The 23,694-nt window shown below is 62.7% G+C and carries 12 protein-coding genes; 4 read left to right on the top strand and 8 right to left on the bottom strand.

Annotated elements, in window-relative coordinates:
• Window positions 1-94 precede the first annotated feature (94 nt).
• The 5 genes from ACSQ8Y_RS01120 to ACSQ8Y_RS01100 form a co-directional block, all read right to left on the bottom strand.
• On the bottom strand, window positions 95-751 hold the full coding sequence (locus tag ACSQ8Y_RS01120) for an NF038129 family PEP-CTERM protein (RefSeq protein WP_436264632.1): 657 nt from the start codon (window positions 749-751) through the stop codon (window positions 95-97).
• 12 nt (window positions 752-763) lie between these two features.
• Complete coding sequence (locus ACSQ8Y_RS01115) at window positions 764-5,752, bottom strand: OmpL47-type beta-barrel domain-containing protein (protein ID WP_436264631.1); 4,989 nt, start codon at window positions 5,750-5,752, stop codon at window positions 764-766.
• Between the two features lie 218 nt (window positions 5,753-5,970).
• Entirely contained in the window at window positions 5,971-7,005 is a 1,035-nt protein-coding gene (locus ACSQ8Y_RS01110) for a LacI family DNA-binding transcriptional regulator (protein ID WP_436264630.1), read from the bottom strand.
• Window positions 7,006-7,045: 40 nt separating this feature from the next.
• A complete protein-coding gene (locus ACSQ8Y_RS01105) occupies window positions 7,046-8,206 on the bottom strand; it encodes a helix-turn-helix transcriptional regulator (RefSeq protein ID WP_436264629.1) in 1,161 nt (386 codons plus the stop codon).
• Window positions 8,207-8,213: 7 nt separating this feature from the next.
• Window positions 8,214-11,120 carry a TonB-dependent receptor gene (locus ACSQ8Y_RS01100; RefSeq protein WP_436264628.1) on the bottom strand — a complete coding sequence of 969 codons (2,907 nt, stop codon included), beginning with the start codon at window positions 11,118-11,120 and terminating at the stop codon, window positions 8,214-8,216.
• 121 nt (window positions 11,121-11,241) lie between these two features.
• Here ACSQ8Y_RS01100 and ACSQ8Y_RS01095 point away from each other — a divergent pair, with 121 nt between their 5' ends.
• Together ACSQ8Y_RS01095 and ACSQ8Y_RS01090 are read left to right on the top strand one after the other, a co-directional pair.
• A complete protein-coding gene (locus ACSQ8Y_RS01095) occupies window positions 11,242-11,802 on the top strand; it encodes an RNA polymerase sigma factor (protein WP_436264627.1) in 561 nt (186 codons plus the stop codon).
• On the top strand, window positions 11,799-12,800 hold the full coding sequence (locus ACSQ8Y_RS01090) for a FecR family protein (RefSeq protein WP_436264626.1): 1,002 nt from the start codon (window positions 11,799-11,801) through the stop codon (window positions 12,798-12,800). The genes ACSQ8Y_RS01095 and ACSQ8Y_RS01090 overlap by 4 nt, the downstream gene beginning before the upstream one ends.
• Here ACSQ8Y_RS01090 and ACSQ8Y_RS01085 read toward each other — a convergent pair whose 3' ends face one another.
• Both ACSQ8Y_RS01085 and ACSQ8Y_RS01080 read right to left on the bottom strand, forming a co-directional pair.
• Window positions 12,801-13,817 carry a hypothetical protein gene (locus ACSQ8Y_RS01085; protein WP_436264625.1) on the bottom strand — a complete coding sequence of 339 codons (1,017 nt, stop codon included), beginning with the start codon at window positions 13,815-13,817 and terminating at the stop codon, window positions 12,801-12,803. It abuts the gene before it with no gap.
• Window positions 13,818-13,881: 64 nt separating this feature from the next.
• Entirely contained in the window at window positions 13,882-15,354 is a 1,473-nt protein-coding gene (locus tag ACSQ8Y_RS01080) for a hypothetical protein (RefSeq protein WP_436264624.1), read from the bottom strand.
• 249 nt (window positions 15,355-15,603) lie between these two features.
• On the opposite strand from ACSQ8Y_RS01080, the gene ACSQ8Y_RS01075 reads away from it, so the two are divergent.
• Together ACSQ8Y_RS01075 and ACSQ8Y_RS01070 are read left to right on the top strand one after the other, a co-directional pair.
• A complete protein-coding gene (locus tag ACSQ8Y_RS01075; protein ID WP_436269721.1) occupies window positions 15,604-17,790 on the top strand; it encodes a LamG-like jellyroll fold domain-containing protein in 2,187 nt (728 codons plus the stop codon).
• Window positions 17,791-17,880: 90 nt separating this feature from the next.
• Window positions 17,881-20,841, top strand: a complete 2,961-nt coding sequence (locus ACSQ8Y_RS01070; RefSeq protein WP_436264623.1) for a TIM-barrel domain-containing protein — start codon at window positions 17,881-17,883, stop codon at window positions 20,839-20,841.
• A gap of 481 nt (window positions 20,842-21,322) precedes the next feature.
• Here ACSQ8Y_RS01070 and ACSQ8Y_RS01065 read toward each other — a convergent pair whose 3' ends face one another.
• Window positions 21,323-23,497: a LamG-like jellyroll fold domain-containing protein gene (locus tag ACSQ8Y_RS01065; protein WP_436264622.1), complete on the bottom strand. Its 2,175-nt coding sequence runs from the start codon at window positions 23,495-23,497 to the stop codon at window positions 21,323-21,325.
• Window positions 23,498-23,694 lie beyond the last annotated feature (197 nt).

Below are 23,694 nucleotides of genomic sequence, written 5' to 3'. Positions count from 1 at the left end.
ATGCTTGATTAGATCAGGCCGGGGCACCGCCAATATCCGGCAGCGGCACGCCGGACGGTGCCGAAAGCAGCGCCCGTATCCAGCGCTCAGACAGTCAGGCAGCCAACACGATCAGCTCGCCACCTCGGGCAGCCGCAGCGCGGCCGCGTTGGCGCAACGCCAGCACCATCGCGGCCAAGCCGACGGCCATAAGCAGCAAGCTGAATGGTTCCGGCACCACGGCCACGCTGGAATCCGACACGTTGAGCGCCAGGCTGTCATTACCGGTCACGGACGGCGAAGGCGTCCACAGGAAAGTCGCCAGCGCCCCGGTGGCGGGATCGAAGTTGCCCAGGTAGTTGGCGCCATCGAAGGCCGCCACCTTGAAGGCCGACACGATGCTGCCGGCCGGGTCGTAATCCCCCGTGATCGCCAGGTCGAAGGACACGATGCCGCCGAAGCTGGCCGCGTGCGACAGCAGATTGACCGTGTCGTTGCGGAAGGTGTAGCCCCAAGCGGCTTGTTCCACACCCCACTGGATATCCGGTGTCGCGGCCAAGCCGACCAGCTTGCTGACCGCCGCTGTCGCCAGCGGCCCGCCTGTGGCGCTGAACTCCATATCGATGTAGCCGCTGGCCACGCCGAAGGTGGACGTATCGATGGAAACGTGGATCACGCTGGCCGATGCGATGCCGCAGCCTGCCGCCAGGGCCAAGGCGAGGCCCATGCGCTGCAGCAGTTTCAAGGCCTTGTTTTGAATGTCGAATTGCATATCAGGTCGTCCTTAGAAGTTGCCCTTGAAGAGGGATGGCGCATAGCCGATGACTGTGCGCGCCGGGTTGCTGAAGGTTAGCTGCACGTTGACGCTGGCGCCGGGGCTGAGCGAGCTCGGCAGCGTCACGTAGGGTTCACCGCCGGTGTAGCCACTGGCGTTGTCCAGCGTCACGCCACCGGTCAAACTGCCCAGCTTGACCTGCAGCGGGCTGGCCAAGGTCGACCCCGTGTTGTTGGTCACCGTCACACTGCCCACGTACTTGCCTGTGGCGCGGTTCAGGGTCGCGCCGTTCTGCGTGAATTTGACACTGGCGCTCAGATCGATCGGGCCGATATTGATGGCCACCGTGCGCGCCGCTTCCGCATTGCCGGCCTGGTCCACGCTGGCATACTCCACCGTGTGGGTGCCCTTGCCGCTCAGCACCACCGAGCCGCCGCCTTGCTGCACCCCGCCGTCCACCTTGAAGTAGGTGGTGGCGCCGGAGTTGGCGTCGGCGGCGGCGAAACTCAGTATCACGTCCGAGCTGTACCAGCCGTTCGCCGGTGCGGCCGGGTTGCTGGTCACAGTGGTCACCGGCGCGCTCTTGTCGATGGTGACGTTGGCGCCGTGCGGCTGCTCGATATTGCCGGCCTTGTCCACGCTCCAGTACGACAGCGCGTATGTACCCTCGGCGCTCAACGCCACCGCGTTGCCCGCTTGCTGGGCGCCGCCGTTGACCTTGTAGTAGGTCGCGGCGACGCCGGAGCTGGAATCGGCAACGGCGAATGACACCGTGGTATCCACGTTGACCGGCACCTTGGGCGCGTTGTCGGTGGTGACCGGCGCGGCGGTATCGGCACCCTGCACGGTGCCGTGGAAGCGCACTTCATTAATGTTACCGTACCAGGTGGTGGCGTTCCAGATTTTGATGTAACGGTATGGCACGCCCCCAGTGACCGGGAAGGTTTGCCATTCCGGCGTGGCAGCGGCCCCGGTGGTCAGCGTGGTCCAGTTGCTGTTGTCGTTCGAGCCCTGCACGATGGTGTACTTGGCCCGGGTATACAGCGAGTCTTGCCGCGCCAGCAGTTCGACGCCGGTCAGCGTGGCCTGGTTGCCCGCCTTGAAGTCGAACGTGATGGAGCCGCCCGCGCCATTGGTGCCGAGACGGATATCGGTACCCGTGCCGGCATTGGCATCGAACAGGTAGTTCATGATCGTCGTGGTCTGCGCCGCGGTCCGGCCTGCGGTGGTGTCGATCAGCGTGGTGATGCCGGTCACGTTCTTGATCACGTCGGCCTCGTCGACCAGATACAGCACGCTGCCGTCGCTCACCGCACTGAGCGGATAGCCGGTCTTGCCAGCGGCCGTATCGTACTTGACCTCGAATTTCACCTGGCCCGGCGCGGTTCCTTGCGGCAGCAAGGCGGTGGCAACAAAGTTGACGTTGTCCGTGGTGGTGACGGTGGCCGGCACGCCCTGGATGGTCGCGGTGACGTTCTTGACCGCTTCCTTGGCCGCGAAGGCCAGCTTCACGGTGTTGCCTGGCACAATGCGGGTGCGCAGCGCCTGGCTAGAGCTGATCGACGCGGTCGACATCAAATTGCTCGATTCGATCACGCCGTACAGCTTCAGCTCATTCATGTTGCCATACCAGTTGCCGCCATTCCAGACCCGGACGTAGCGGTAAGGCGTGCTGCTGGTGCTGGTCAGGGTCTGCCATTCCAGCGTCCCGACCGCCGCGTTGGTAATCGTTTCCCAGGTCGCATTGTCATTCGACCCCTGGATGACGGCGCCGCCGACGCGGCCGTAAAAAGTATCCTGCCGGGCGATGATTTCCGCCTTGGACAGCTTCACCGTACCGCCGCCCTTGAAGTCGAAGGAGACCCAGGCGCCATAGCCGCTGCCGCTGACACGAAAATCGGTGCCGGTGTTCAGATTGTTGTCGAACAGGTAGCCGGCCACGGTGATCAGGTCCGCCTGCGTCCTGCCGCTCGAGTCGGCCACCGTGGTGACCGCGACCGGGTTGCTGATCAGGCCGGTCTCGTCGGCGACGAACAGCGAGCTGGCATCGGTGGTGAACAGGGTCGGTTCGGCATCCACGCCGTCGGCCGTCTTGTAGTTGACAAGGAACTTCACAGCGCCTGCCGGCGCGCTGCCATTGACCACCCAGGAGGCGGTCCAGTTCAGGTTGTCGGTCGTGGTCACGGTGGCGGGCTGGCCCTGCACCGTGACCACGACGTTATTGATCGCCTCGCTCGAATTGAAGGTCAACTTGACGGTATTGCCGGCGACCACGCGTTTCCTCAGCGCCTGGTCCGAACTCATGGACACGGAGGTGAGCTTGTTGACCGTCGCATAGCGGGTACCGAAAATGCGCAACTCGGTCATCTCAAGAATGGCGAACGGCTGATACACGGGGACGAATGGCTCCAACATCTGCATCTTGAAGAAGCGGAATTTCAGATTCTTGACCTCGTCCGAGACCGGCATGTCCTGCATGTTGTCGACCCTGGTGGTCAGCCCCGGGGTCAGGCGCGTCCAGTTCTCGTTGTCGTTGGACCCGAAGATGGCGGCACCGCCGGTACGTTCAGGAAAGGCCCCGACCGTCCTGGTCTTGAAGTCATTGGCCGCAACCTTGAAACTGGGTCCGAAATCCCATTGATGGGTCAGGTTCGGGCCCCAGCCACCGCCGGTGTCCTGGCTATCGTCCACCAGGTTGCCAACCAAGGTGCCGAAGGTCGATGTGACAAACATGTTGCGGAAGTCCAGGCTGCCATCGCTCAGCAGCGGGTTGATTTCCTGCAGTCCTGCGGCGGCGGTCCTCAACGCCGCCAGCTTCTGGTAATAGACATCGTCGCTCGCGCTGCCGATGACGCTCATCATGTCGGCGTATGCGGCGTTGTAGGCCGGCAGCGTCGACTCGACATACGGCGTACCCGCTTTGTACGCAGCGATGGCCCTGTCGACCGCACCCTGCCGGCTTGCGTCGACAACGACGGTGATGCGCTTCATCGTCACGGTGGTGCCGTCCGAGGCCCCGACAGAGAAGGTATAGGTGCCGGCCTGAGTCGGGTTCCAGGAGAATGCTCCGGTGGCCGTGCTGAAGGACGCGCCGGCGGGCAGATTGTCGGCCTGGTAGGTGACGACTTCGCCGGCGCCCGGATCGGTCGCCGACAGATCCAGGGTGACCGGCAGCGTGGTTCCCGCATAGCTGTAGCGCAGCTCATCCGAAGTCCCGACCGTGAATACCGGCGGGGTCAGCAAGGTGCTGGCCTTGACGTTGACATGATCGACGTCAACCGTGGTTCCATTGCCTGTGAATGTGAGCGGAATGAAATCATCCACATTGCCCGTGAAAATCACATAGCGCCACTCGCCATGCGTATCGGGTAAGGGAATGCTCCTGCCGTAGTTATCCATCAAGGCCGTGCCATTGGTGCGGATACGGATGCCGTAGTAGGTCGCACCATAGCCAGAGGCATACACCGAAACCTTGGTGCCTTCCGGCGCCGCAGTGGCCCGGATAAAGGTTGCGGAACCGTCCGACATGACAACGGAGCGGCTGTCCAGCGACCTGTAGCGGTCTTCCACCTCGCGATACGGGTCGGTGGTCGGCTTCGCCAGATATGTGGCGCCTTCGGCTTCGGCCGCCTTCGGAATGCCGATCCAGAAATCGCCGCCGCCATCCCCGCTGTCCCAGCCGTACCCGGCTCGGTCTACGAAGAACTTGGTAAAGTTGGGCGCGCGTTGCGTCATGTCGACGCCGCGGGTGTATCTGTAGTAGTAGAACGATTCCGACTGGTTTGATCCGGACCTGCCGCGATATGCCCACGAGACGTTCTTATAAACGATGGTCGGATTGCCGGCTTCGTCGGTATGGGAGGCGGTCGGGACCCAGGGGATATCCACACCCGTCATGTAAGCGCCAAACTGTTCGGTGGCGTCGAGGATGCGGTCATTCAGGAATTCGTAGGGGCCGACCGCATTCTCTGCGGCGGAAACCGTGCCCTCCACCGGATCGACCTTGGTGCCCTGCGCCATCATCAACCGTGCCAGAATGCCGGCATTGGTGATGTCGCCACCGCCGTGGGCCTGGTCGCGGCCCATTTCGACGTGCTGGACCGCCGGAGTCACCTCTTCGCCGGTCAGGTCGTTCCTGGTCACCAGGCGGAACAAGCGCTTGATGGCGCCGTTCTGCCCCTGGTCCACCGCGTCCTTGTTGACGGTAAACCATTCGACCGCTTTGTTATACGTGTCCCGGTCTTCGGCAAAGATCGAACCCGTCATCGCGGCAATCGTCGTGTACAGATGCTGGTTCATGAAGCGGCAATTGCAGCTGTTGAAGGTCTGGACCACCGGGACCACCAAATTGCTGGTGAACTTGGCGGTATCGTCGTCGGTCCACGCCAGCGCCGGCGTCTGCGTGCTGGTGTAGCGCAGGATTTCCGCCCCGCTCACCATTTTTTGCAGCGGAATGCCGGTGTGAATGTGGGAATCCGTGAAATACACGTATTGGGCCGGGTCCATCTTCTCGTACAGCCGGATAATGCGCATGGCGTTGGCGCGATAGGTCTCGTCGCCGGTCACGTAATACAGGACGGCCTGCGTGTATACCACGTTGGCATCCGCAATGAACAGCGAATTCATCCCTTGCGTAGCGAGGCCGTAGTAGCGCGGCAGCGTGGGGTCGGAGCTGACGTTCTTGATCGCCGGCGTCTTCGAGGCCGCCGCGGAGAGCAGCATGCTGTTGAAATAGGTATTCCAGGGTTCTTTTTGCGCCCTTACCTGGGCTCTCATATTCTCCAGCATCTCCTTGGTGAAGCCGATGCCTGGATGCCTGAAGCCGCTCGCATCGACAGTCTCGCTGAGCGTCGGCTGATAGCTGGTGGCCAAGGTTTGAATGCTGTCCGCGGCATGCGCCGCACCCATCGGGAATGGCGCAAAGGTCGCGGCGATGCTGGCCGAAACGAGCAAGGAGACAAGGCGCTTGAGTGGAAAATCGAGTTTATGCATTCTCATTTTTTGCCTCCCGCATTCGACCGGTCAAACTTGAAACTGCGCCGCAACGCATGTGCGGATCTGTGCCACTTCATAGTGCTCTCCCCCAATTTGTTTTATTGAACTGCCGTGAAAAGACGTGCTCTCAATAGCATGTCAAGTTATCGATATCATGAACAGATGGTCCGGCTTTCCGCAGCATGCCGCATCGTCCGTTCGGACTATGGAAATCAGAAAATTTATGCCTGTTCTGCGCAGCACTCGGGCGCGGCGACCGCGCGCGCGGAGGTCGACGCGCGCACGACCAGGGTATAGGGCAGCACGCTGTGGCGCGCGCGCCTGGGTTCCCCGATCGCCTCGATCGCCAGCCGCACTGCCACGCGCGCCATCTGGTCGATCGGCTGCTGTATCGTGCTCAATTCGGGCCACACCGTGGCCGCGATCGGCGTATCGTCGAAACCGCACACCGCCAGGTCCTGCGGCACCCGCAAGCGCATGGCGTGCGCCACCGAGATCACGGCCGCAGCCATGTCGTCATTGCAGGCGAAGACTGCAGAAGGCAGGTCCGGCCGGCCCAGCACCGCATGGGCGGCGGCCAAGCCTGACCGATAAGTAGACAGCCCTTCGGCAACGCGCTCGGCGCGCACGGCTATGCCGGCCACGCCCAAGGCATCGAGGTAAGCCTGGTAGCGCAACCGGGCCGGCGCGTGGCCTGGGTCGCCCTGGATGAAGGCAATGTCGCGGTGTCCCGACGCAAACAGATGGTGCATCATGGCGGTCGCCGCCCGATAGTCATCAATGCCAACCGCAGAAATATTGCCTGCTGGCCGGGCACTGGCTACCGCCACGACCGGCACGCCAATCTCGTCGAGTTGCCTCAGCGAAGCCGCCAGGTCGCACAGCGGCGGCGGTACCAGGATGCAGTCCGCGCCGTTGGCGATCAGCCTGGCGAGCGCCGCGCGCTGGCTTTCCAGGTCACCGCATTTCTCAACGATGAGCTGGGCTCCTTGCAGGCTGCACTGGTCCATCGCACCAACCAGGAATTCGCACATGAATGCCGCGCCGGGGCTGCCCAGTAACAGGCCGATGCGCAAGGTACCCTTCCGCGCCGAGCGCGCCGCCAGGTTGACCTGGTACTGCAGCGTTACGATGGCTGCCTTGACCCGGGTGCGCGTCGTTTGGTCGACCTTGGGGCTGCCGTTGATCACACGCGATACCGTCATCGCCGATACACCGGCCTGGCGCGCGACGTCATAAATGGTTGCTGCGCTCAAGCTCTTCCCTGTCGAGAGTTATCGATAATATACGTGCTGTCTATTGCTCTGTCGTTGAGAGGCCAAGCACGCCATTGAGCAACACCCGAACCAGCTCGCTCTGCCTGGTAACACCGGTCTTGGAAAAAATTGCGCGCAAATGAGCGCGCGCTGTATTGCGCAAGATGCCCAGTTTCCCTGCCGCCTCGTCCAGGCTCAAACCGTTGAGCAGTTCGAGCGCCAAGTGGGCCTCTGCGGGCGTGAAGTCGAACAGTTGGCGCGCAATATCATGCGCGGGCCCAGCCTGGGTGTCGGGGTCGCGCAAGAATATTGCCACTGCGGGCCGCGCGCGGCCTTCGGATTCCTGCACCAGCGGGATGCTGCGCACTACCGCCGCCAACTTGCGGCGCCCGGACGGACGGCTCAAACACATGGCCGTGACCAGCTTGGGATGTTCGCGCGCGCTGGCCAGCAAACGCTGCAATTCGCGCGTCTCGGCCGCCGTACTGGCGGCCAGGTGCCGATCGACCAGTCTCAGGCCATCGCAGCTATTAAGCATCTGGCGGGCGGTCGGATTTGCCTGCAACAACTGGGCGGTCTCGTCCAGCACGATCACGCCTATGTTGAGCCGCTCCAGCCCTTCTTCGTAGATCCGCTTTTGCGACTCGTTGCAGTTCAGGTGCGCCGTCAGCGTCATCGCCTGCTTGATATGCGGCACGAACATCGCGAGCCGCTGCTTGTCCTCGCCGCTAAAGGGCGGCAAATGCTGAAAGCGGTGCAGCCGCAAACGCGTAATGGTTCCCGCCTGGGTCGTGATATTGACTCCCATCACATGGCCTGCACCGGCCGGCAGGTCGTGCCTGATATAGTCTCGGAAAAACTCGCTGCCCTGCCATTGCGCATCCGTCATGAGGTCCGAAACCAGCATCACGCGCTCCGGCGGCAAGTCGATGAAAGGATCGAATTGATACCACTTGCTGCGGTATGCCAGCTCCATCGCTTCGCCCCCGGCCGGCACGCACACCATGTAGCCGGGATCGTTCGCGGTGGAAGGCCGCACCACGATGGACGCGTTCGCGATGTGAAAGTATTTCACCATGAGCGCGAGGTAGCTGCGCCACGGGTCCACTTCCTGCACCGATTGGTAGACAGCGTGTATCGTCAGATTGAACAAGTCGGTCCAGTCATCGGTCGCGCAGGATGATGCAGTCGAGATGGTCATATCGTTTTCAGAAGACATAGCGTACTTGCACGCCATAACGCCTATTCAGCGGCACATAATTCATCTGATTGTGGGTGTTGCCGTAGTACTGCTCAATGCGGGCGCCGGCAAGATTGGTGGCATCCAGCATCAGCGACAGTTGCTTGCTGACGTCGTAACCGACCGAGAAGTCCAGCGTACCGAGGGACTTGGCAAAAATCGGCACGCCCAGCGCGCCGGACGAACTGGTTGAAGCGACGAAGCTACCGCGGTAGTTGTAGGCGAGGCGCGCCTTGCCCCTGCCGCGCTCATAGATCCCGATGAGGTTACAGCTATTTCTGGACAGGCCTACCAGCGGCACGCTAAGGCCGGCAACGGACGACGGGGCTTGGGTATCGACATGGGTGTAGTTCGCCTGCATGCCCAGGCCGTTGAACGGCGCCGGCAGCCGCTTGAAAAATTGCTGATAGCCGATTTCGAAACCTTTGATCCTGGAGCGGCCCGCCGACTTGTAGGTCGCGACATTGTACTGCTCGCCATTGATCACGCGCTGTTCGGTCGTTGTCTGGATGAAGCCGTCGGCCAATTTGTAGAACATGCTCAGAAACACTATCCCAGTGACACCGAAATAGTGCTCCAGCGACCAGTCGAAATTCCTTGACGTATAGGGCGTCAGATCCGGATTGCCTGCCTGGGCGTCATGCTGAACCGGGTTCATGATTCTCACTGCCGCGCTCAGCTGGGAAAAATTGACCTGCCCCATGGTTTTCGACGCCGCCAGCCTGAGCAGCAAATCGTCCCGCAAACGAACGCTGGCATTGAAAGAGGGCAGCACATCGCGGCGCGTCGCATCGCTGGTCTGCAGCGTCAGCACGCCAGCCGCGTTCGCGCCATACGACTCGCCATGTAGCGCGGTCTCGACATAGCGCGCGCCGATATTGCCGCTCACCGCCTTGCCTGCAAGGTCCATGGTGTAGTTGAACTTCACATAGGCTGCCGTGGTCTTTTCCTGATTGAGCTGATCGTGTTCCAGCATGTTCGCATCCGCCATCGGCAAACCGTACATGGCGCGCAACGCCGCCTGCTGGCGCACTGCGGCGGTCGAGAACGTCGGATAAGCCCCGACCTCGCGCGACTGCGCAGCCGGAACTATATTCAGAAGCGCCGGATCGGCCGTCGCCAAGGATTTGCTACTATTGCAGCCGTCTATGCAATACATGTGTACGAAGCCGAAAGCCCGGCGCGTATAGTCGTTCAGGCGCAACCCGAAGTCGACCGAACGCAGCGAGGAGTGATCGAGGCGGTAATTCGCGTCGAGCGTGGCCGCGGTATTTTTCTGCGTCCCGTCCCCAGCGATGGAGAGTAGATAGGCTGGTTGGTAGTTGGCGGCATCGGTCAGGTCGACGCCTGACACCGCCACGCGCGACGCCGCCCCGTCGTTCACCGTCACATTCATCAATGGAATGCTGGCTTTCGCGCCCCATTCGAGCAGCGTGTTGCGCACTGCCGTGTGGTTGTGGCTGAGGCGTGCCTTGATGGTCAGCGCGCCGCCGGCGCCCCCGCCGCTATGCCATTTTCCGCCAATATCGTAGAGCTTGGTCTTGCGGCCTTCCTTGCTGATGACGGACGCGTCGGTCATCGAGTTGCCGGTGAAGGTCCCGCTCCGCAGATTGTCGCTGCCGTCGCCATTGCGGTCGCCCCACAAGGTGAAGGTCGAGGTCGGGATGCCGGCATAAAAGCGCGCCGTCTGGAAACGCTGGTCCAGCAGGTAGTCGATGCCAAAATAGTTGGCGAAGAGACTCACCGATGCGCTGGGGCGCCACTGCAAGGCGGCGACGTAGCTGTCGCGCTCGCGCTCGCCGTGGTGGCCGTTGCCGGTGAACATGCCGATCGGCAGCGAGACCGTCTTACCCGACCCGGCATAATCGGCTATCGTCCAGGGACGCTGCACTTCATTCTCGGTCAGGCCGAACACGCCGCCGCTGTCCGCAACGTTGATCAACACGCCCAGTTCGCCGATGCCGGTACTCCAGCGATTACTGACCAGCGCCGATGCCTGCGCACGGGCCTTGCCGCCAAACCCGGGCGCCATCTGGTAGCTGGTGGCCTTCACCGTCAAGTTCGCCGTCGCGCCCTTGAAATCAAACGGCTGGCGGGTACGGATATTCACGTAGCCACCCAGGCCACCTTCGATTTCATCGGCAGATGAACTCTTGCTGACGTCGACCCCGGCCAGCACTTCGGCCGACAAGTCTTCGAGGTCGAGGTTGCGGCCATTGTATTCGCCCGCGTGTACCCTGGCGCCATACACCTCCAGGCCGTTCAGCAACACTTTGGCCTGCTTCAGGCCGCGAATCGCAAAGGCGCCCCCCGCCTCCATGTAGCGCTGCACCTGGACGCCCGGGATACGCTGGGCGGCTTCCGCAGTACTTTGGTCCGGCGACTTGCCGACGTCGGCAGCGACGATGCCGTCACCGATCGCATCGTTGTCGCGCTTCCTGTCGCGCGCACTTTCCTGGCCGCCGCGCAAACCGCTGACCAGCACCGTGGCCGGCTCGCCTTGCGGTTCGAGCGACACCTTGGGTGCCCGATGCGCGGGCGCAGGCGCAGGCGCAGGCGCGGGCATTTTTGGACGAAAAATGACCACCGCATTGGCGCCATCGCGCACGATCCGCAATGGCGTGCCCTCGAGCAGCAGGGACAAAGCCGCCTCCGGCGCCATCTTTCCTTTGACTGCCTTCCCCACCAGGCCATCGACCTCCGCCGCCCGGTAAAGCAATTGCACGCCAGACTGCGTCGCATAAGTGTCGATCGCAATCTTCATGTCGCCTGCAACGATATTGAATTCCCGGGCTGGCGATTGCGCCATGGCATCGATGCAAACCGCAAGCAAGCATGTGATGGCCACCCTGGCAAGATAGCAAAATTGTCTCATGTGTTCTCGTTACAAAGGCTCTATTGCCCCTTCCTTGTATGACGTAACGCGCTGGAAAATCCCCCATCCTCATCCAAATTTATTTTCAACAATTTACGCAAGAGTGTGGCATGCTATTTCCATGTCTCCCGAATTACATGAAGCGCTGGACAATTGGTTTGTTCAAGAAGTGCTGCCCCTTGAACCCATGCTGATCGGCTTTCTTCGGCGAAATTGCCGCGAAACCGATGACATCGTGGATCTGCGCCAGGACGTGTATGTTCGCGTGTACGAAGCAGCAGAAGCAGGCCTGCCGGATACCCCGAAGGCCTTCGTCTTCGCTGTCGCCAGAAATTTGCTGATCGACCGGGCCAGGCACATGCAGGTCGCCGCCATCGTCGCGCTGGCGCCGTCCGGCGAATTGCCGGACCACGTCGACGAGTTGTGTCCCGAGCGCCACGCCATGGGCCGGCAAGATATCAAGTGCCTTGAACAGGCTTTTTCCGACCTGCCCCCCAAGTGCCGTGAAGTCGTCCAGCTGCGCAAGATCGCCGGATTGTCGCAACGCGACGTCGCAGCCCAGTTGGGCATTACCGAGGGCACGGTTGAAAAGCAGATTGCAAAGGGCATACGATTTCTCACGGCTGCACTTGGCGTAAACAAAAGCAAAGTGAAGACGATCAGCGAAACCGAGGTTGTATGAGCAAGCATCTAAAAATTGAACAACAAGCGGCGGCGTGGCTGGCCAGGAAAGATGGCGACCAGTGGTCCGCGGCCGAACAGGCGCAACTCGACCAATGGTTAGGCTTGGCAACGGCGCATCGGGTCGCCTATTTGCGCTTGGCTGCCGCGTGGTCGAAAGCAGACCAGCTTGCACCGGGCGCGCCTGTGCCGGCCTCGCCGCCTGCCCGGCCGGATCATGTCCTTGCCGAAGCAGGCCGCCCTACCCCGCCGCGATTTTCGCAGTGGCGCATCGCCGCCGCCATCCTGGTGACGGTGGGCGCTACCGCAGGCTTGCTGGCTGTGCGGGAAAATTCTTCTGAAGTTCGCTACGAAACGCAGCTTGGCGCCCATCAGACGCACGCGCTGAATGACGGCAGCAAACTCACATTAAACACCGCGACGCAAGTGCGCGCGCGCATCAGCCGGGGCGAGCGCACTGTCTGGCTCGACAAGGGGGAAGCCTATTTCGACGTCGCGCATGACACCGCCCACCCGTTCGTGGTCATGTCCGGCACCAACCGGATCACGGTGCTGGGCACCAAATTCACCGTGCGGCGTGAAGCCGGTGGAACCAATGTGGTGGTGGTCGACGGCCGCGTGCAGGTCGAGAATGGACAGAGTTCCAGCCAGCCGCCGCTAGTCCTCGTCAAACACCAAAAGGTCGTTGCAACCCCGGCCAATATACTCAAGTCCGACGAAAGCGATGCCAGGATCGAACAAATTTTGAGCTGGCGGGAAGGCAAGCTGGTGTTTGATCAGGTGACGCTGGAGTATGCCGCCGGCGAGTTTAACCGCTACAACAAGAAAAGACTGGTGCTGGCCGACGCAGAGGCGGCCAAGCTGCAAATCAGCGGGCGTTTCGATGTGGGCAATGCCCAAGGTTTCGCCAACTTGTTGCAGCGCGGCTTCGGCCTCGAGGTGCGCGAGACCAACGACGCGATCACCGTCGCCAGTCGCCGGCAGGGCCGCGCACCCTAGCTACGGCGACGGGGGGGCAAGCCGGAATGAGACATCGGCATCGCGATTCACGCTCAACGCCCCATTTTTGTACACTAACTCCGCAACCTGGATGACGGTGCGCTGGTTCCAGCGCGGGTCCGTGGCCGCTTCAGTCTCATTCTTCTGATGCACAAAATAATAGATGAACGCGCGCTCGCCATCGACGACAACTTCGGCATGCTGTCCAGCGGACCGGTCGGTGGCCTTCCGGCCCGGTTCGGCCAGAATGTAACCAGGCTGCTCCGTCCAGTTGAGGGCATCATCTGACCGCAACACCATCAAGCCCTTCCAGACGTCGGCAATCAGCCAGTAGTACCCTTCGAAGCGGAACGCCTTCGGCCCCTCGCCCCGGGTCGGATTGACCGGCTGCTCGCTGACCTTGGTCCAGGTCCGCAAATCCTGGCTGTCGGCCGCCAAAATCCGGCTGCCGGCGCGGTCATCCTTGTACCACATGCGGTAGCCCTGCCCCAGCTTCATGACGGTCGGGTCGATCAGGCGCCCTGACTTCGGCAGCTTCACGGTGCTTTCGCAGTCCCACTGGGACAGGTCGGTGCTGGTGAGATGCTCAATGCGCACATCCGCCCCGGGGGCGCCCCAACGGTGGAAAACGCCGGGCACGACGGTCAGCCACATGTGGTAGGTGCCGTTCTCATAAAACACATCGGGAGCCCATTGCGTGACATCGGTGCATCCCTTGGGGAAATCCAGGGTCCCCTGGTAACGCCATTGCGTGCCATCGCTGGAGGTGGCAACGCCGATGGCGGTGCCGTGCACCCATGCGACGTCGCCAGGATCGGGCAACTTCATGGTCGCCCTGCGATTGGTGTAGAACATCTTCCACAGCTTCGCTGCGCGGTCGTAAATGATCGAGACGTCTGCGGCCCCGTCGTATACCGGGTCCCTGAACACCGGTTTTGGCGCGACCTCGGCGGCATGTACACCGCCTGAGAATGCGATCGGCAACGCCATCGCCAATGTCGATAGTAGTGTTTTCATGAACTCTTTTTCCGCCTTGCTTGGATGTGGGCTGGCAGGCACCGCCCCGGCGCGCTTTCCATCACTATTTGTAGACCACGCCTTCCGCGAACGGGCCGATGTCCAGCACGTTGTTCTCCGGGCCGGTCAGGCGCTTGCCACCCACCGTCACATTCTCCAGCACGATGTTCCTCACCTTGCGCGCGGCGTCGTGCCCATATACGGCGGAGGCGCTGGGCGAGCCTTTGCCACTGTAGCTGACGTTGCGCAGCGTGATGTCCTCTATGCCCCGGCCCGGACTGGTGTTGTACTTGGGCGTGTAGGCGATATGGAAGTTGAACAGCTTGCCCTCCTCGATATGGTCAACGCGAATGCCGTCGAATACCACGTCGCGCACCAGGTTGTCGTCGCCGGCCATGATGCCGATGGCGCCCTCGTATTCCGGGTCGTCCTCGTCGTGCTCCAGAATGTCGATGTTCGAGAAGCGCAGGCCTTCGATGACTTCCGGCTCCGGGTGCGCAGGCGTGGGCGTATTGCCGTGGATGCCGATCATGATGGCGTGCGCCACGTCGGCCCAGAGCGTGGTGTTGGTGACGTTGAAGTCCCGGCTGCTGCCCCAGGTGTCGCCGCGGTGGTTGTAGACCGTGATGCAGTCGTCCGATGTGCGGATGAAGCTGTCGCTGATCTTCACGCGCGAACAGGAATAGTTGGGCAGGCCATCCGACCATTTGCCGCCGCCTATGGTCCGGATGCTGCGCGATTCGACGTCATCCGACGCCGTGCAGCCCATGGTGCCACCCGGCTGGTTGATGAAGATGGCGCCGTCCACCAGGACGTTGCGAGAATTGCGGATCGCAAAGCCGTCCACGCCATGGAACAGGCCATCGCTGACGACCCTGACGTTCTCGACGCGGTCGATGATCAGCGGGCTGGTCAGGATGGCGCTGCCGTGGATGTACACATTGCTGTTCGAACGCACGCGGAATTTGCCGCTGTGGATGCCGGGACCGAAGAACACCTCTTTCTGCGTGAAGTCCGGCGTCTTGCCCTGCGCAATCTGCTTGGGGTCGAAGTCGGCCGGCAAGGACGGCATGTCCTTGCGGATCGCGTGGGTGAACAGGTGCAGGTTGTGCAGCTTGTCGCCGTCGAATTCAACGCTCAGGTTTTGCGGCTTGTCCAGCGTGAAGTAGGCCACGCCGTCCTTGAGGGCGGCCTTGACGCCTTTTGAATCCGGCCTCACCACAACGCGGGATGCGTTGCCGTTGTTCTTCTGCACCGCGACCTCGACGCTGCCGTCGAAGTTGAAATACACCATGGAGGCGTCCTGCTTGCTGTCGAGGTCCACCGTGGCGCGGTATTCGTACAAGTCGCGCCACACGCCGCCGGGCACCCGCACCCGCACGGTGAAGTCGTCGTTGTGATGGGTATAGCGGACCGGCTCGGGGAATTGAAAAATCTGGAGGCGGTGCAACTCGGCCGCAGGAGTGGCCGCGCCGGCCTGCTGGACGCCCAACAAGCCCAAGGCGCATGCCGCGAGGCAGAATAATTCACGTGTCACTATATCTCTCCAGTTATCGATAACATTGCGAGATGGTAGCAGTTTCCGGGATTTGCGCAATAGTCCGAACGGACGATGCCGAGATGGACGTCAAGCCTGATCATGGCTGCGTGTTATCGATACCGAACTTGCGGCGAAGGGCCGTTTGAGCGCAGCAACCATACATAAGGTTGCGCGCCTGGCCCGTGTATCGCCGCCCGCCCATCCCCCGCGTGCCACCATCGCGCTACATCCTGGAGACAACAGATGATGAAATCGAACCACCCGGCAGATATCACCGCCGATCCCAACACCGCGCTGGCACAACACCTGTCGCGCCGCAGCTTCCTGTACAGCCTGGGGGCGCTCGCGCTGACCGGCTGCGGTGGCGGCGCCGGTCAGCAACTGGCCGCGCTGGCATCGGCCCCGGCGCCGCGCGCCATGGGTGCCCCCACCCCGTTCGTGCATCCCGGCCTGCTGCACACGGATGCCGATTTCGCGCGCATGGCCGCGAAATACACCACCAGCCCGTGGTCTGGCAGCTGGAATCTGCTGATCAACAACTGGCACGCGCAATCGTCGTATGTGCCGTTGCCGCAGGATTGGGTGTACCGCGGCAGTGACGGCGTGCACGCGGAGAACTACTCGCGGCTGATGAACGACGTGGCTGCGGCCTACCAGTGCGCGCTGCGCTGGAAAATCACGGGTGACGCGGCCTATGCGGACACCGCCGTGACTATCCTGAACGCCTGGATCCCCCTGGCCGGCATCGGTGGCGACACCAATGCGCTGCTGGCGGCCGGCATATATGGCTACGAGTTCGCCAACGCCGCCGAAATCATGCGCAGCTACAGCGGCTGGGCGGCGGCCAAGCAGACCGCGTTCAAAGACATGATGAAGGCCGTTTTCTATCCGATCTGCCACGATTTCCTGGTCAACCACTACGGCACCGAGTGGACCCATTACTGGGCCAACTGGGACCTGTGCGCGATCGCCAGCATCATGGCGATTGGCGTGCTGTGCGACGACGGCGCGAAGTTCGATGAAGCCGTCAATTACTTCAAGAGCGGCGGCGGCAATGGCCGCATTTTCAAGGCGGTGTATTACATGCACCCGGGCTATCTCGGCCAGTGGCAAGAGGCTGGACGCGACCAGGGCCACGCCACGCTCGGCATCGTGCTCGGCGGCGCCATCTGCGAAATGGCGTGGAACCAGAACGTGGATTTGTACGGCTATGACAACAACCGCTTCCTGGCCGGCGCGGAATACGTCGCAAAGTCCAATCTGATCGAATCCGGCACCACCTATTACACCGTGCCTTACGTGACCTACAACAACGTCGACAACGTCAACCAGACCGCCTTTGCGACCGGAGGGCAAGGCATTGGACGGGCTTGCTGGGCGCTGGTGTACAACCATTATGTCAACCGCATGGGGCTGGCGGCGCCATACTCCAAGCAGTTCGCAATGGTGGTCCAGCCCGAAGGCGGTGCCCTTGGTTCGACCAGCGGCGGCTACGACCAGCTGGGTTTGGGCACGCTGACCTGCACACGCGATCCGATCGCCGCCGGCGCCTTGCCGAGCGGCCTGACCGGCTATGTCAACGCCGGCCTGCCGGTGCTGTCATGGTGGGGGAGCGCGTACGCCACCAGCTACAACGTCAAGCGCGCCACGGTATCGGGCGGGCCGTACACGACCATCCAGACCGGCATCACGGACTTGCTGACCTATAGCGACACCACCGCGCCGGCCGGCACGAACTATTACGTAGTGACTGCCATCACGCCATCGGGCGAATCCGCCGCGTCGAACCAGGCCACCGTCATCACCGGCAAGCCGCTGCATACCCACTTGGCGTTCGACGCCAGCAGCGGCACCGCCGCTGCCGATGAGACCGGCCTGGGCCACACCGGCACTCTGGTTGGCGGCGCCAGCTGGGTCGCCGGCAAGAAAAACAATGCGGTATCGCTGAACGGCAGCACCGGCTATGTCAGCCTGGCGAACGACCTCATGACCGACGTCGGCGACTTCACCATTGCGAGCTGGGTGTACTGGAATGCGTCCGGCAACTGGCAGCGTATTTTCGACTTCGGCGGCGGCACCGGCCAGTATATGTACCTGACGCCACGCAACGGTTCCGTGGCGCGCTTTGCCATCACGATCAACGGCGGCAAGGGGGAACAGGGCATCAACAGCACGGCGGCGCTGCCGACGGGACAGTGGGTGCACGTGGCCGTCACGCTGTCCGGCAGCACCGGCACGTTGTACGTCAACGGCGCCAGCGCCGGCAGCAATGCCACCATGTTCCATGCCCCGTTCCGGCTCGGCAGCACCAGTCAGAACTGGATCGGACGTTCGCAATATGCCGACCCTTACTTCAACGGCAAGATCGACGACTTCCGCATCTACCGTGGCGCCTTGAGCGCGGCGGAGGTGCTGGCTCTGTATAACAGCTAAGAATAAAGGCTTGAGCGGACACGCCGGCTGCGCCGGTGTCTCCGCTTTCCGCATGCGCTGCACTTTTAACCGAATCGCACACATCCATCCATGAAAGACCTGCGTCATACCGTTTTCGCCACATCATTCGCGCTATCGGCGGCCGTCGCGCCGCCAGTCAGCGCCTGCGTCCAGGCGCCTTGCGCCAAGGCCGCCGCGCCGGCGCCAACCGGCCTGGATGCGAATGGCCATCTGGCTGCGGCCCCGCTGGCCAGCCACGACGGCTTCGGCTTTGTTAGTCTCGAGCACGGCGTCCAGTTCCGGATCGGCGCGGTCAGCAAGAACATCATTTTTTATGGCCCCGCCACGGTCCGCGTCAACGCCAACCTGGGGCGAAACCATTGGAAAAGCCGCAGCATCGTTATCGTGGATAAACCCGGCAAAGTGGCGTTCGATATCGAAGAGAGCCCGGATGCGGTTACGATCAAGAGCGCGCAACTGCGTGTCGCCATCGATCGCAAAACGGGCGCGTTAAGCTTCATGAACGGCGCGGGAAAGCTATACACCCGCGAGGCCAGCGATCCCCAGTCCATCAAGCAGGTCGACATCTCGGGCGCCCCGACCTACGAGGTGGAAAACCGGCTGACGCTTAAACCCGACGAAGCAATCTTCGGCTTCGGCTACACCGACAGCGACGCGATCAACCGTCGCAACCAGGACCTGCTGCTGGTACAGACCAACCTCGGCATCATCATCCCGGTCATGATGTCGTCCGAACGCTACGGCATCCTGTGGGATACCTATTCAAAGATGCGCTTCCATGACGGCCCGGACGGCGCGAAACTGTGGGCCGAAAGCGCCCCGGGCGGCGTCGACTATTATTTCATAGGCGGAAAAACGCTGGACGACGTGGTGGCCGGCTACCGCGCCTTGACCGGCGCCGCGCCCATGTTTCCCAAACAGGCTTTCGGCCTGTTCATGAGCAAAGAGCGCTATGTCGACCAGGCCCGCATCGTTGAGGTCGCAGAGACTTTTCGCAAGGAGAAGTTTCCCCTCGACTACATCGTCCAGGACTGGCAGTACTGGGGCGGCGACCAGGACGGCACCTGGAGCGGCATGACCTGGGACCCGGTCCGCTTTCCCGATCCGAAAGGCATGACCGACAACATCCACAAGCTCAACATGAAATTGATGGTCTCCATTTGGCCATCGGTCGGGAACGACACGGCTCTTGCCAGGGAACTCGATCAGTACGGCTTGCGTTTCGAGCCGCTGCACTGGATTTCGAAGAAGGCAAGAGTCTATGACGCCTTCAGCCCGAAAGGCCGGCAGATCTATTTCAAGCATGCGAAAGCCGGCCTGTTCGACAATGGAGTGGACGCGCTCTGGATGGACTGCACCGAGGTGGAAGTCGGTTCGGCCGCCTGGGACCCCGTCAAGAACGAGGAGGACATCAAGTCGCTCGGGCACAACGCACTGGGCGACTTCTCCCGCTACCTCAACCCCTACACCCTCATGACCACCCAGGGTACGTACGACGGCCAGCGCGCCACAGGCAACAAGCGGGTGTTCACCTTGACCCGTTCCGCCTGGGCCGGCGCCCAGCGCACCGCAGCGGCATCCTGGTCGGGCGACACCCATGCGAGCTGGGACACGCTGCGCAAGCAGATCAGCGGCGGCGTCAACGTGACGGTCACCGGCAATCCCTACTGGACGCAGGACACCGGCGGCTTTTTCGTGCAGCGCGCCTATCCCGCCGGTGAAAAGAATCCGTCCTATCGCGAACTGTTCGCCCGCTGGTTCCAGTACGGCGCGTTCAATCCCATCATGCGCGTGCACGGAACGGACGTCGAACGCGAACCGTATCTGTTCAAAACGCTCGATCCGCAAGTCTACAAGTCCCTGCTCGACACGGCGCACTTGCGCTATCGCATGCTGCCGTATATTTACGGTCTGAGCGCAAAGGTCACGAACGAAGGCTACACCCTGATGCGCCCCTTGCCGATGGACTTCACGGACGACAAGGCGACCTACGGCATCAACGACGCCTTCATGTTCGGGCCTGCGCTGCTGGTGCACCCGGTCACGCGGGCGATGTACCACATCGATGCCGCGCCCCCGGCGACCATACCGGCCGCCTACCTGCGCACCCCGGACGGCCAGGCCGGCCTGGCCGGCCAGTATTTCGAAGGCCGCAATTTCGAAACACCCAAGGGCCAGGTGGTCGACGCGACCATAGACCACGCCTGGCCCGCGCCGCCGCTCGCGACGATTCCTGCGGGCCTGGGTTCGCTGGACAACTTCTCGGCGCGCTGGACCGGCACGCTGGAGGCGCCGGAGGACGGTGAATACGAGATCGCGACGGAGGGCGACTACGGCACCCGCTTGTTCCTCGACGGGGCGCTGGCAATCGACAACTGGAAGAACGGCGGCAAACGCCTGCTCAGCGTGCGCAAGAGGTGGCACAAGGGACAGCGCATCAGCGTCAGGCTGGAATATTTCCAGAGCACGATGGACCGCAATCTGCGGCTCGCCTGGCGCACGCCCAGCGCCATCCGCGCGCAGAAGGAAGACAAGCCGGCACTGGACCTGACGGTAAAAACCTATCTGCCCAAGGCAGCCGGCTGGTACGATTTCTGGACCAACCAACGCCACGACGGCGGCCAGACGGTGGCGCGTGAAACACCGCTCGATATCGTCCCGCTGTATGTGCGCGCAGGATCCATCCTTCCCATGGGGCCGGTGGTCCAATACGCGACCGAACAGCCGGACGCACCGTACGAGGTCCGCATCTATCCGGGCGCGGACGGAGGATTCACGCTCTACGAAGACGACAACGAGACCTACAACTATGAGAAGGGCCAGTCGGCAAGCTACACGCTGGCGTGGAACGACGCCGCCAGGACGCTGACGATAGGCGCACGCAAGGGCTCCTATCCGGACATGGTGAAACGGCGCACCTTCAATCTCGTCATTGTCGATGAAGCCAACGGCAAAGGGACCGAAAGCGGCCACGCCTCCAAGTCCGTGATCTATGCAGGCAAATCCATGGTGGTCCGCTTCAACAAGTAAGGTCAAAGAATTGGCGGGCACCCATCGAATTGCTCGACGGCAGATCGCGTGCGCCTGCACCGCGAGGCGGGGCGAACGCCGCACTTCTTCCCTACTTTGCTCCGGGCCGCGCGCTACCACCGTGGTTCTTATGCGATAGGAAGTGAACCACACCCGAAAATTGGTGTCCAAATTTCGGTTCAGTTCGACGCGGGAAGGCTGTCTTTGGTTCTTTGGAGCGCCAGAAGGGAGCAGTTCTGTGGAATCTCAAAACGTGCAAGAGACGGCAGCGGGGGCTAGCTTAGTTAGCGATATCCACGTCCTGATCAACGAAGCGCGCGCCGGCTTGGCCTCGACGGTCAATTCGACCTTGACCATGCTGTACCGGCGCATTGGCCGTCGCATCCGCACCGAGTTGCTTAAGGGAGAACGGGCCGGCTACGGCGAAACTAAGCTAATCCCCGCCGACGCTGATGACGCGTCGGCAGGTCCGCCGCCGCAGTTAGCCCGCCATCAGCGCGCCGATCTCCGCCGCGCTCATGGCGCCGTGGTAGATGCGGAAGTCATCCACCTTGCCCTTGAAATACGGGTCGGCGTACTGCGAGCGCCCGATCCAGTTCTGGCTGGTGCTGCCCATGCGGCGCGGCGCGTGCGTCATGGCGGTGTTGGTGCTGGCCACGGCGCCGTTGATGTACAGCGTGCCGGTGGCGCCGGACAGCGTCACCGCCACATGCACCCACTGGCCGGCGGGCAAGGCGCTCGACGTCGCCAGGCTTTGCTCGCCGACGCCGCCGTTGGTGGCGATGGCGAAACGCATGCCGCCGGAAGAGGAGCGCGGCGTCAAATACATGTAATGGCTGGTGCCCGAGCCGAAGTCGAAGATGCGCTCCCAGTTGCGGCCCCCGTTCCAGTTCACCCAGGCGGCGATGGTGAAGTCGGACAGCTCGGCGGCGACGCCGGCCGGCAGTGCCACGTAGTCGTCCACCCCGTCCAGCGCCAGCGCATTGCCGCGCTGGCCGGCGGTCCACAGCGGACCGTTGAGCAGCGCCGCGTGGCGGCCGTTGCCGCTCGCGTCGGAGGCGGCCGTGCCGCTGCTTTCATCGAACGGCAGCCAGGTGTGCAGCGCCGTCCCCGCGCTCACCTTCGCCTCGTTGGAGGGGCCGCTCTCGCCGGACGGCGTCGCTGCCGTCACCACGTAGTAGTAGACGCCGGGCGCCATGCCGCTGTCGGTCCAGGTCAGCAGATCGGTGATGCCGCTGGCGACTGTCGCGTAGGGCCCGCCCTGCGTGGCGGCGCGCTGGACGGTGTAGCTGCTCGCGTAGGCGCTGCCCCACCACGACAGCTCCACCTGCCCGCCAACCAGGTTGGCGCTCAGCCCGCTCGGATTGGCGCCCGCCGCGACCGGATCGCGCGTGAAGGTCAAGGTGCCGAGGCCGAGCTGGTCGCCGTTGCCGCCGTCGCCCTCGGCGCGCAGCTTGGCCGCCATCTGCGCGGTGTAGGGAGCGGCCAAACCCAGCCGGTTCACATAGTGGTTGTAGATCATTTCCCACACTGGCCGCGAGAACGGCAGCCCGGCGCCGGAGATCCCGTAGCCGGTGCCTTGCACGCTGGTATAAGGGTCGAACGGCATGGCGGTGTAGTAGAGATTGCCGTTGGCGTCGGCCAGATTGGACTTGGCGACGTATTCGGCGCCGGCCAGGAAGCGGCGGTTGTCGAGGCCGTAGAAATCGTCGCCCTGGTTCCAGGCCATCTCGCAGAACGCGGCGGCCAGCCCCACGCCCAGCGTGCAGTGGCCCTGGTCGCGCGAACTCTCCTGCCACTGGCCGAGGTAGCCCGGATGGACAAAGGGCACCGCCTGGCTGGCGGCGCCGTTGCCCGGGCCGGCCAGGTAGTAGGAGACCGCCTCGTTGTAGAGGTCCTCGCGGTCGCACAGCACGCCGATGGCCAGTATCGAGGCCAGCGCGCACTGGTCCCAGTTGGCCCAGTAGTTGGTGATGGCGGCGTCGTTGTGCTGCAGCAGGAACTGGTGGTTGAGCGGATAGAAGACGGTCAGCATCATGTTCTGGAAGCGCGCCAGGTCCGCCGCCGCCCAGCCCGGGTAGGTGCGCATGATTTCGGCGGCGTTGGCGAACTCGTAGCCGTAGATGCCGGCTGCCAGGAAGCGGTCGGCGTTGCCGGTGATGCTGGTCAGCGTGGACGACCAGGCATTGAGGAACTCCACCGCCTTGTCGGCGTAGGCGACATCGCCCGACACCTTCCAGCGCACCGCCAGTTGATAGGTGCGGGCGATGTCGATGTAGCACTGGGCGAAGTTCTGTCCGCTGCCGCCGCGTATCACCGTGGCCAGCGGGCGCGGGAAGTTGTTCAGGTGCGAGCGGCCCGTGTTCAGCAAGGCGTTCCAGCCGCTGAGCCACGGTTGTTCCTGGGCCGCGACCTTGGCGCGCATGCGGTCGAAGTCGGCTTCGCTGTGCAGCAGGCCGGGGTGTGCGAAGGTGCGCGGCGCAGGAGCGGCCCCGCCGGCGAGCAGCCTGGCGCCACCCGCCGGCGCCGCCGGCGCCGCGCCCTCTCCGGCGCCGCCGCAACCCGCGAGCGCGAGCGGGCCAAGGGCTGCCAGGCTGAATGAGCCGGTGCAGAAGGTTCTACGTTGCAGGGAGATTTCCGGATTGCGTTTGGACATGATCACCTTTCGTTCACGGGTGTGCGGGTGGCTGTTGGTGGGAGGCGCCACCGCAAGACCGCGCCGTGGCCGGCTGATTATGCGAGCAATCTTTCCGTGCGGCAATCAATTTGTTATCGATATCCTACATCGGTATCCTGAACCGTCCACAAAAAACCACAGGGCTCGCCCCGTCGATACACTCCACAGCAAGAGCG

The sequence above is a fragment of the Pseudoduganella sp. LjRoot289 genome (assembly GCF_964252925.1).
In the GTDB taxonomy this organism is placed as follows: Bacteria; Pseudomonadota; Gammaproteobacteria; order Burkholderiales; family Burkholderiaceae_D; genus Rugamonas.
This window is presented reverse-complemented; position numbering and strand designations above follow the sequence as displayed.